Source organism: Tabrizicola sp. (assembly GCF_036781545.1).
Taxonomy (GTDB): domain Bacteria; phylum Pseudomonadota; class Alphaproteobacteria; order Rhodobacterales; family Rhodobacteraceae; genus Tabrizicola.
Genome location: NZ_DAIQAT010000135.1, coordinates 1 through 9,350 on the forward strand (window position 1 = coordinate 1; position 9,350 = coordinate 9,350).

A 9,350-nucleotide genomic window follows, 5' to 3' on the forward strand; every position below is an offset into this window, starting at 1 on the left:
AGTCGGAGGCGCCGTTGATCACCTTGGGCTGGTCGGTGAAATCGGCGGTGGAGTTCACGAAACCCACCAGTTTCACCGCCCGGTCCAGCCGGTCCCAGTCGCCGCCGACCGCCTTCTTCAGCTGGGCGAGGAGCGAGATCGCGCAGCGTTTCGCGGCCTCGGCACCCTGCTCGAAGGAAAGGTCCTCGCCAAGCTTGCCCTTGATCAGGCCGCTCTCGTTCTGGCTGATCTGGCCGGAGATGTGGACGAGGGTCCCGACCTGGACGAAGGGGACGTAGTTCGCCGCCGGGGCGGGGGCGTCGGGCAGGGTGACGCCGAGGTCGGCGAGGCGTTTCTCGATCGGGTGCATGGGGTCCTCCGGGATGGGTCGGGGCGAGCGTAGCGCGGGCCGGGCAAGGCGGCAAGGGTTGGGCCACCGCGCGCGGGCAGGTTTTCGAGCCCTGCAATTTCAATGGGTTGCCTGAGGGCGTTCAGGATCTGGCAACCATGAACCAGGCACGGGCTTTCTGCGAAAACCCGTGCCAGAGCGGGCGTTTCCGTCCGGCGGCCGGTCAGGCCCAGGGTCGCAGCGCGGCGTTCTTCGCTTCGAAGCTGTCGATGGCGCTGGCCTTTTCCAGCGTCAGGCCGATGTCGTCGAGCCCGTTCATGAGGCAGTGCTTCTTGAACGGATCGACCTCGAAGGCGAAGGTGGTGCCATCCGCGGCGGTGACGGTCTGGCTTTCCAGGTCCACGGTGAGCCGGGCGTTCGCGCCCTTGCGGGCGTCGTCCATCAGGTGATCGATCGCCTCTTGCGGCAGGACCACCGGCAGGATGCCGTTCTTGAAGCAGTTGTTGAAGAAGATGTCGGCGAAGCTGGTCGAGATCACACAGCGGATGCCGAAATCGAGGAGCGCCCAGGGCGCGTGTTCGCGCGAGGAGCCGCAGCCGAAGTTGTCACCGGCGACGATGATCTCGGCCTTGCGGTAGGCGGGCTGGTTCAGCACGAAATCGGGAATTTCCTGGCCGTCCTGGGTATAGCGCATCTCGTCGAACAGGTTCTTGCCAAGGCCCGAGCGCTGGATCGTCTTCAGGAACTGCTTGGGGATGATCATGTCGGTGTCGATGTTGACCAGCGGCATCGGGGCCGCAACGCCGGTGAGGGTGGTGAACTTGTCCATGTCTTGCGTCCTTATTCGCCCGCGAGGGGCACGGGTTGCGGGATGGGACCCTTCGGGTCGAGGACCCAATCGTAGATCGCGCCGATCTGGCGCGCTTTCCTGTCCCAGGTGAAATGCTCCTCCACCCGGCGAAGGGCGGCGGCGGAGAGGGCGGGAATCTGCCCGGGCGCGGCGATCAGGCGGGCCAGCGCGGCGCGGAAGCCCGCGATGACCTGATCGCGGCTGCCCATCGGCACCTTGACCCCGGTCCCGGGCGTGACCAGTTCGCCCGGCCCGGCATAGTCGGCAATCACCGGGACGACGCCCAGCGCCATCGCCTCCAGCACCACGCCGCCGCCGAATTCGCGGACCGAGGGGAAGGTGAGAAGCTGGGACTGCGAGAGGAGGGACTGTACCTCCTTGTGGTCGATCCAGCCGTGCAGGGTGACGGAATGCGTCAGGCCTTTCGCGGCCAGCATCTCACGCAGGGCGGGCATCAGCGGACCGTCGCCGAGGATGTCGAGGACCATTGTGCCATCACGCAGGAAGGGTTCGGCGGCCTCGATCAGCATGTCGGGGCCTTTGTAGGGGACCAGACGCCCGACGAAGGCGCAGCGCAGCGGCAGGGTGCCGGGCTGGGCGGCGCGGAGCGAGAAGCGGGCGGGGTCGATGCCGTTCTCCGGGATCAGGGTCAGGCGGTCGCGGGCGCCGGGAAACTCGGAGGCGGTGTGGCGGCTGCCCGCGATGATGGCCGAGGCGGCGCGGATCATCCGGCTGCGCGCAGGCGACAGGCGATAGATGCCTCGGACATAGGACAGCCATTCGCGTTCGCGCCGGCGCTCGGCATCGAAGCCCTTCGGCCAGGGGACGCCACCGTTGAGCGGGCCCATGACGAAGGGAACACCGGCCTTGCGGCAGCGGGGGGCGATCAGGCTGTTGGCGGTGGGGGTCAGCGGCGTGACGCGGTGGACGATGTCGAATTCGCCGCCTTTGATCCGGGCGCCGAAAGCCTGCCACAGCTTGCGTTCGAAATAGGGGTAGGCAAGTTTCGAGGACAGGGCCGTGACCATGGTCCAGCCCTTGCCCTTGCCCATGCGCAGGACCTCGGCCAGCTTCCAGATGGGCCTTGCGACGGCCTCGCTGTCGATGGCGGTGAAGTCGGCCCCCTCGACCAGACCCGCGCGCAGGAAGGCCTCGCGGTTGCGGATCTGGGTGACGATATGGACGTCGTTATGGGCGCGCAGCGCCGTGGCGATCGACCAGCCGACCAGCGGCACCGAGACCCATTCCGGGTTCGCGGCTTCCGCAATCACCAGAACCCGCCGCCGGGGGGCGACGGGTCCGGTCGGGCTGGCGACCGGGTCAGCCATGGGTCAGACCAGCTCGCCCATCATCTCCCGCACGTCGGTCAGGTGGCCGGTGAGCGCCGCCGCCGCCGCCATGGCGGGGGACATGAGATGCGTGCGCCCGCCGCGGCCCTGGCGGCCCTCGAAGTTGCGGTTCGACGTCGCCGCGCAGCGTTCGCCGGGGGCCAGCTGGTCGGGGTTCATCGCCAGGCACATCGAGCAGCCCGCGAGCCGCCATTCGAAGCCCGCGTCGATGAAGATCTGCGCCAGACCCTCTTCTTCGGCCTGCGCCCGGACGAGGCCCGAGCCGGGGACGACCATGGCGCGTTTCACGGCGATCTTCTTGCCCTTCAGGATTGCCGCAGCCGCCCGCAGATCCTCGATCCGGCCGTTGGTGCAGGAGCCGATGAAGACGGTGTCGATGGCGATGTCGGTCAGCTTCTGCCCGGCGCTCAGGCCCATGTAGTCGATGGAGCGTTTCGCGGCATCGACCTTGCCGCCGGCAAAGCTTTCCGGCGCGGGGACCACGCCGGTGATCGGCAGCACATCCTCGGGCGAGGTACCCCAGGTCACGACGGGGGCGATGTCCTCGCCCCTGATGGTGACGACCTTGTCGAAATGCGCGCCTTCGTCGGTGAAGAGGGTCTTCCAGTAGGCGAGCGCGGCTTCCCATTTCGCGCCCTTGGGCGCATGGGGACGGCCCATGACATAGGCGAAGGTCTTCTCGTCCGGCGCGATCAGGCCCGCGCGGGCGCCACCTTCGATGGCCATGTTGCAGACGGTCATCCGGCCTTCCATGGAAAGCTCGCGGATCGCCTGGCCGCAGTATTCGATGACATAGCCGGTGCCGCCCGCGGTGCCGGTGGCGCCTATGACCGACAGCGTGATGTCCTTGGCCGTGACGCCGGGGCGGAGCGACCCGGTGATCTCGACCTTCATGTTCTTGCCCTTGCGCTGGATCAGCGTCTGGGTGGCAAGGACATGCTCGACCTCGGAGGTGCCGATCCCGTGGGCGAGCGAGCCGAACGCGCCGTGGGTCGCGGTATGGCTGTCACCGCAGACCACGGTCATGCCCGGCAGGGTCCAGCCCTGTTCGGGGCCGACGATATGGACGATGCCCTGGCGGATGTCGGTGACGGGGTAGTAGTTGATCCCGAAATCCTTGGCGTTCTTGTCCAGGGCCGCCACCTGGATGCGGCTGTCCTCGGTCATGGTCGCGGCATTGGCGCGGTCCAGCGTGGTCGGCACGTTGTGATCGGGCACCGCGATGGTCTTGTCGGGCGCGCGGACCTTGCGGCCCGTCATGCGCAGGCCCTCGAAGGCCTGGGGGCTGGTCACTTCGTGGACCAGATGGCGGTCGATGTAGAGGAGGCAGGTGCCGTCCTCGGCCTGGTGGACGACGTGGTCGTCCCAGATCTTGTCATAGAGCGTGCGGGGTGCGGACATGGAAAGGGTCCTTGGCTGGAAGGCTGGGGCTGGAAGGTGCGGCGCGGAGATCGCCCGCGCGGGCGGGGCCTCGTGGTCAGAGGCGGGCGAGGATGGTGCGGGTCATGCCGAAGAAGCGGGCGGGCAGCCGCGCATGATCGGTGATGTTGAAGTAGATGAACCCTTGCATGACAGGGGGAAATACGCCTTGTCTGGACTGAATGCAACTGCTGCGGCGGGGAAGTTGAGGGGCGCGCGAATGGAGGGACTGCTGCGGTCGCTGGTGGTGATGGCCAGTCTGGCGCTGGCGGGACAGGCCAGGGCCGACGCCGAGGACCGGATGATCGTGCTGGATCTTTCCGAGGGCGTGGGGCTTCAGAGCAGACCCGGAGAGCTGGGGGTCGGTCCCTGCGCCTGCGGCGCTGCGGCGGGGTCGCTGAAGACGAAGAATTTCAACCTGTATCTCGTCGGCAAGTCCGCGCTGAAGGACGGTGGGACACGGTTCGTGCTAAGCATCGCACCGGCCCAGAAGGCGCGGATGCAACTGCAGGTAGATGAGTTGCGGGCCGCCTTGCCGGGCGAGGATTCGCCCGTGGGCTATTCGCTTCACGTCAGCTTCTGCCGCATGGATGGGACCGGGGCGCAACCGGTCAGCTTTCGCTGGCGGGTGACGGACGGCGAGGGCAAGCCGATCAAGGACAAGGAAATGTCGGGCAAGACCAGCATCGACACCTCCACCCCGGTCTGCGCCCGCTGACCCTGCGGGTCGCAAAGCGCCCGAACCGCCCCCTTTCGCCCGCGCGGCGCCGGTGATACCTCGCGACGGTCATGACCGCTTCGCGCAATCCGACCCTGGGGATCTGGCTGATGGTGGCCGCCGTTGCGGCCTTTGCCGCGCAGGACGGGTTTTCCAAACATCTGGCGGCGACCTATTCCACCCAGATGATCATCATGATCCGCTACTGGGTCTTTGCGGGCTTCGTCATCCTGCTGGCGCTGCGCCGTCCCGAAGGCGCGCGGGCGGCGATCCGGTCGACGCGGCTGCCGGCGCATCTTGTCCGCTCGGTGCTGCTGGTGGGCGAGATCTGCCTGATCGTCTGGGGCTATACGCTGATCGGGCTGATCAATTCACTGGCCGTCTTCTCGATCTGCCCGCTTCTGGTCGTCGCGCTGTCGGGACCGGTCCTGGGTGAGGCAATCAGCTGGCAGCGCTGGGCCGCGGTGGGCGCCGGTCTGGTCGGCGTGCTGGTCATTCTGCGGCCGGGGATGGGCGTCTTCTCATGGCCCGCCCTGTTGCCTCTGGCGGCGGCCTTCCTTTTCGCGCTCTATTCCGTACTGACCCGCCTGACCACGCGGGACGAGCCGACCTTTCCCGCCTTCTTCTGGCCCGGCGTGATCGGCGCGCTGCTGATGACCGGCCTCGGTCTGCCGCAGCTGAAGCCGATGCTGCCCGCCGACATCGGTTCTCTCGCCGCCTATTGCGCGCTGTCGATCCTGTCGCACTGGCTGGTCCTGAAGAGCTATGAACAGGTCGAGGCGGTGCGGGTGCAGCCGTTTTCCTACCTGCAACTGGTCTTCACCAGCATCGTCGGGATGCTGGTCTATGGCGAGGTGCTGGAGCTTCCGGTCGCCATCGGCAGCCTGATCGTGGTGGCCGCCGGGCTTTATTCGCTGTCGCTGGAGCGCAAACCCGCATGACCACGACGCAGAATACCAGGCTGGGCATCTGGCTGATGATCGCGACGACCGTGGTCTTCGCGGCGCAGGACGGGATTTCCCGGCATCTGGGCGAGACCTACCCCGTCACCATGGTGGTGATGGTGCGCTTCTGGTTCTTCGGGCTGTTCGCCATGGCGATGGCGGCCCGGGCGCCGGGGGGCCTGAAGGCGGCGGCGCAGTCGGCCTTTCCTTTAGTCCAGGTGGCGCGCGGGGTGATCCTGGTCGCCGAGATCGCCATCATGCTGGTCGCCTTCGTGAAGCTGGGGCTGATCGAGGCCCATGCCGTCTTCACCTGCTATCCGCTGCTGGTCGCGGCGCTGTCGGGGCCGATCCTGGGCGAAAAGGTCGGCTGGCGGCGCTGGTCGGCGATCCTGGTGGGCTTCGTCGGCGTGGTGATCATCCTGGAGCCGGGCTTCGGCGTCTTCAGCCCCTGGGCGCTGGTGCCCCTGCTGTCCGCCACCATGTTCGCGGTCTACGGGCTGCTGACCCGCTATGTGGCCAGGAAGGACAGCGCCTCGGTCAGCTTCTTCTACACCGGGGTCGTGGGGGCGGTGGCGATGACGCCTTTCGGCCTGATGCACTGGAGCTGGATGACCCCGGGCGACTGGGGCTGGATGGGGCTTCTGTGCTGCACGGCGGCGGGTAGCCACTGGCTCTTGATCAAGTCGCTGGCGGTGGCCGAGGCTTCGGATGTGCAACCCTTCGCCTATCTGCAGATCGTCTGGGCCAGCGCCATCGGGCTTTTCATCTTCGGCGAGACCTTGCGGATCAATGTCGCCGTTGGCGCGGGGATCGTGGTGGCGGCGGGAATCTTCACGCTGTGGCGGCAAAGGGTGCGCGAGAAGGCGGCGCGGCTGGCGTAGGAGCGCGGCCGGGATTCCCACTTCCATCGGAGTTCTGCTTGCACCGTCGCAAAGCCCCCGCCCTAGGGGCGGTCGGGCGCGGCCCGGCGCTTTCGCGCCTTGAGTCCGGGCGAGTGGCCTGACGCACCCCATCCCGGTTGCCCCGGCCCCGGCCAAGGCGTAAAACCCCGGCGGAGCCAGACCGGAGAGTGCCGATGTCCGCTGCGAAACCCGTCGTCCTCTGCATCCTCGACGGCTGGGGCATTGGCCCGAACCCGGCGACCAGCGCGCCCGCTCAGGCGCAGGTTCCCACCTTCAACCATCTCTGGGCCAGCTGCCCCCACGCCACGCTGACGACCTTCGGGCCGGATGTGGGCCTGCCGACCGGGCAGATGGGCAACTCCGAGGTCGGGCATACCAACATCGGGGCGGGGCGCGTCGTAGCCATAGACCTGGGCGCCATCGACCTGGCGGTGGAGGACGGAAGCTTCGCGCGGAACCCGGCGATCCTGGACTTCGCGGCCAGGGTGAAGGCAGCGGGCGGGGTGGCGCATCTGATGGGCGTCGTCTCGGATGGCGGGGTGCATGGGCATGTGAACCATGTGCTTGCCGCCTGCCGGGCGATCACCGCGCTTGGCGTGCCGGTCGCGCTGCACGCGGTGACGGACGGGCGCGACGTGGCGCCGTCCTCGGCGGCGGGCTATGTCGAGGCGCTGGTCAAGCGCCTGCCCTATGGCGCCAGCATCGCCACGGTGACGGGGCGTTACTGGGCGATGGACCGCGACAACCGCTGGGACCGGGTGGCCCGCGCCTACGGGGCGATGGTGCAGGCGCAGGGCGAAACCGCGCCGGACGCGTTGACGGCAGTGTCGAACAGCTATGGCAAGGGCGAGACGGATGAATTCCTGGCCCCGACGGTGCTGGACGGCTACCACGGCGCGAAGGATGGCGACGGGGTCTTCTGCCTGAACTTCCGCGCCGACCGGGCGCGCGAGATTCTGGCGGCCATCGGCGACCCGGGCTTCAAGGCCTTCGAGACCGGCATCCGCCCGAAATGGTCGGCGCTTCTTGGCATGGTGGAATATTCCGACCTGCACAACGCCTATATGGCTACGGCCTTCCCCAAGCGGGTGCTGATCAACACTTTGGGCGAATGGGTGGCCTCGCACGGGCTGACCCAGTTCCGGCTGGCCGAGACCGAGAAATATCCCCATGTCACCTTCTTCCTGAACGGCGGGCGCGAGCAGCCCTATCCCGGCGAGGACCGCGCGATGCCGCCCTCGCCCAAGGTCGCGACCTATGACCTGCAGCCCGAGATGAGCGCGGATCAGGTGTCGGATCATCTGGTGGCGGCCATCGAGAAGGGTTACGACCTGATCGTCGTCAACTATGCCAACCCCGACATGGTGGGCCATACCGGCAGCCTTCCCGCCGCGATCAAGGCCTGCGAGGCGGTGGACCGGGGCCTGACCCGCGCCGTCGCCGCGCTGCAGGCGAAGGGTGGGGCGATGATCGTCACGGCGGACCACGGCAACTGCGAGGTGATGGTCGACCCGGTGACCGGGGGGCCGCACACGGCGCATACGGTGAACCCGGTGCCGGTGATTCTGATCGGCGGCCCGGCGGGCGCCATTCTGCGCAACGGGCGGCTGGCCGATCTTGCGCCAACGCTGCTGCAGCTGATGGGCCTGCCCCAGCCGCCCGAAATGACCGGCCAGACGCTCATCGCATGATCCGCGCCGCCGTCCTTCTGTGCCTTATGTCCCTGCCACTGCGGGCCGAGACGGTGGCCGAACAGGCCGCCAGGGCCTCGGCCGACCTGCAGGCGGCGGTGGCGGCGCTGGATCAGGCGACCGAGGCGCGCGACCGGGTGGCGGCGCTGTCCACGACCATCCGCGCCTATGAGGCAGGACTTGCCGCCCTGCGCGGCGCGCTGCGCGCGGCGGCCCTGCGCGAGGCCACGCTGACCCGCGCCTTCGACGCCAAGCGCGACGGGATCGGGCGGCTTCTGGGCGTGCTCGCGACGATGGAGGCCAATCCCGGCCCGCTGCTGCTGCTCCATCCCGAGGGTGCGGTAGGATCGGCCCGGTCGGGGATGATCCTGGCCGATGTGACCCCCGCCCTGCAGGGCGAGGCATTGGCGCTGAAGGCGCAGCTACAGGAACTGGCCGACCTGCGCGCCTTGCAGCTTGCGGCGGGCGAGGTGCTGGCGCAGGGCCTTGCCACCGCGCAGGCGGCGCGGACGGAACTGTCGCAGGCGATCTCGGACCGGGTCGACCTGCCCAAGCGCTTCACCGAGGACCCGGAGGTGTTGAAGGGCCTTCTCGACAGCGCCGACACGCTGGACGCCTTCGCCGCCGGCCTGTCGCCGGACGGGACCGGTGATGCCAGTTTCGCGGGCGAGAAGGGCCGCCTGCGGCTTCCCGTGCTCGGCACTGTCCTGCGCCTGCCGGACGAGGCCGACGCCGCCGGGGTCCGCCGACCGGGCGTGACGCTCGCCACGCAGCCCCGCGCTCTGGTCACGGCGCCCTGGCCCGCGACGATCCGCTACCGGGGGCCGCTGCTCGACTACGGAAATGTGATGATCCTTGAGCCCGGCGACGGCTATCTCCTGGTGCTTGCCGGGATGGAAACGCTGTATGGCGATGTGGGAGAAGTGGTCGCCGCCGACGCGCCGCTGGGCCTGATGGGCGGGCCCAGGACCGCGACGGCGGAATTCGTGGCGGGGTCGCCAGATGGCTCTGGCGGGCGCGGCACGGAAACGCTTTATATGGAACTCAGACAGGGCGCCCTGCCCGTGGACCCGATCCCGTGGTTCGCAGGCCTCGCCCGGACAGGAGACTGACGCGGATGAAGAAGCATGTGATGGCCGCCCTGGCCGG

The 9,350-nt window shown here is 68.3% G+C and carries 9 protein-coding genes; 5 read left to right on the forward strand and 4 right to left on the reverse strand.

What is annotated here, in order from left to right; all coding sequences use genetic code 11:
• The 4 genes from V7Q39_RS16235 to leuC form a co-directional block, all read right to left on the reverse strand.
• The coding region (locus V7Q39_RS16235; RefSeq protein WP_333817656.1) for a RidA family protein at positions 1–349 on the reverse strand (349 nt) is incomplete at its 3' end.
• Positions 350–551: 202 nt separating this feature from the next.
• On the reverse strand, positions 552–1,157 hold the full coding sequence (leuD, locus tag V7Q39_RS16240) for a 3-isopropylmalate dehydratase small subunit (protein ID WP_333817657.1): 606 nt from the start codon (positions 1,155–1,157) through the stop codon (positions 552–554).
• A gap of 11 nt (positions 1,158–1,168) precedes the next feature.
• Positions 1,169–2,506, reverse strand: coding sequence for a glycosyltransferase family 4 protein (locus V7Q39_RS16245; RefSeq protein WP_333817658.1), 1,338 nt, complete (start codon positions 2,504–2,506; stop codon positions 1,169–1,171).
• Between the two features lie 3 nt (positions 2,507–2,509).
• Positions 2,510–3,928, reverse strand: a complete 1,419-nt coding sequence (leuC, locus tag V7Q39_RS16250) for a 3-isopropylmalate dehydratase large subunit (protein ID WP_333817659.1) — start codon at positions 3,926–3,928, stop codon at positions 2,510–2,512.
• A 238-nt stretch (positions 3,929–4,166) separates the two neighbouring features.
• Here leuC and V7Q39_RS16255 point away from each other — a divergent pair, with 238 nt between their 5' ends.
• The 5 genes from V7Q39_RS16255 to V7Q39_RS16275 all read left to right on the forward strand — a co-directional run bounded on the left by V7Q39_RS16255 (position 4,167) and on the right by V7Q39_RS16275 (position 9,313).
• The gene (locus tag V7Q39_RS16255; protein ID WP_333817660.1) at positions 4,167–4,664 is read left to right on the forward strand and encodes a hypothetical protein; all 498 of its coding nucleotides are present in this window, start codon (positions 4,167–4,169) and stop codon (positions 4,662–4,664) included.
• Positions 4,665–4,735: 71 nt separating this feature from the next.
• Positions 4,736–5,605: a DMT family transporter gene (locus V7Q39_RS16260; RefSeq protein WP_333817661.1), complete on the forward strand. Its 870-nt coding sequence runs from the start codon at positions 4,736–4,738 to the stop codon at positions 5,603–5,605.
• Entirely contained in the window at positions 5,602–6,489 is an 888-nt protein-coding gene (locus tag V7Q39_RS16265) for a DMT family transporter (RefSeq protein ID WP_333817663.1), read from the forward strand. The genes V7Q39_RS16260 and V7Q39_RS16265 overlap by 4 nt, the downstream gene beginning before the upstream one ends.
• Positions 6,490–6,683: 194 nt before the next feature.
• A complete protein-coding gene (gene gpmI, locus V7Q39_RS16270) occupies positions 6,684–8,201 on the forward strand; it encodes a 2,3-bisphosphoglycerate-independent phosphoglycerate mutase (protein ID WP_333817664.1) in 1,518 nt (505 codons plus the stop codon).
• Positions 8,198–9,313 carry a murein hydrolase activator EnvC family protein gene (locus V7Q39_RS16275; protein ID WP_333817665.1) on the forward strand — a complete coding sequence of 372 codons (1,116 nt, stop codon included), beginning with the start codon at positions 8,198–8,200 and terminating at the stop codon, positions 9,311–9,313. The genes gpmI and V7Q39_RS16275 overlap by 4 nt, the downstream gene beginning before the upstream one ends.
• Positions 9,314–9,350: the final 37 nt, after the last annotated feature.

Coding starts and splice junctions, on each gene's coding strand:
- V7Q39_RS16275 (WP_333817665.1), top strand. CDS start 8,198: ATGATCCGCGCCGCCGTCCTTCTGTGCCTTATGTCCCTGCCACTGCGG.
- V7Q39_RS16255 (WP_333817660.1), top strand. CDS start 4,167: ATGGAGGGACTGCTGCGGTCGCTGGTGGTGATGGCCAGTCTGGCGCTG.
- leuC (WP_333817659.1), bottom strand. CDS start 3,928: ATGTCCGCACCCCGCACGCTCTATGACAAGATCTGGGACGACCACGTC.
- V7Q39_RS16265 (WP_333817663.1), top strand. CDS start 5,602: ATGACCACGACGCAGAATACCAGGCTGGGCATCTGGCTGATGATCGCG.
- V7Q39_RS16245 (WP_333817658.1), bottom strand. CDS start 2,506: ATGGCTGACCCGGTCGCCAGCCCGACCGGACCCGTCGCCCCCCGGCGG.
- V7Q39_RS16260 (WP_333817661.1), top strand. CDS start 4,736: ATGACCGCTTCGCGCAATCCGACCCTGGGGATCTGGCTGATGGTGGCC.
- leuD (WP_333817657.1), bottom strand. CDS start 1,157: ATGGACAAGTTCACCACCCTCACCGGCGTTGCGGCCCCGATGCCGCTG.
- gpmI (WP_333817664.1), top strand. CDS start 6,684: ATGTCCGCTGCGAAACCCGTCGTCCTCTGCATCCTCGACGGCTGGGGC.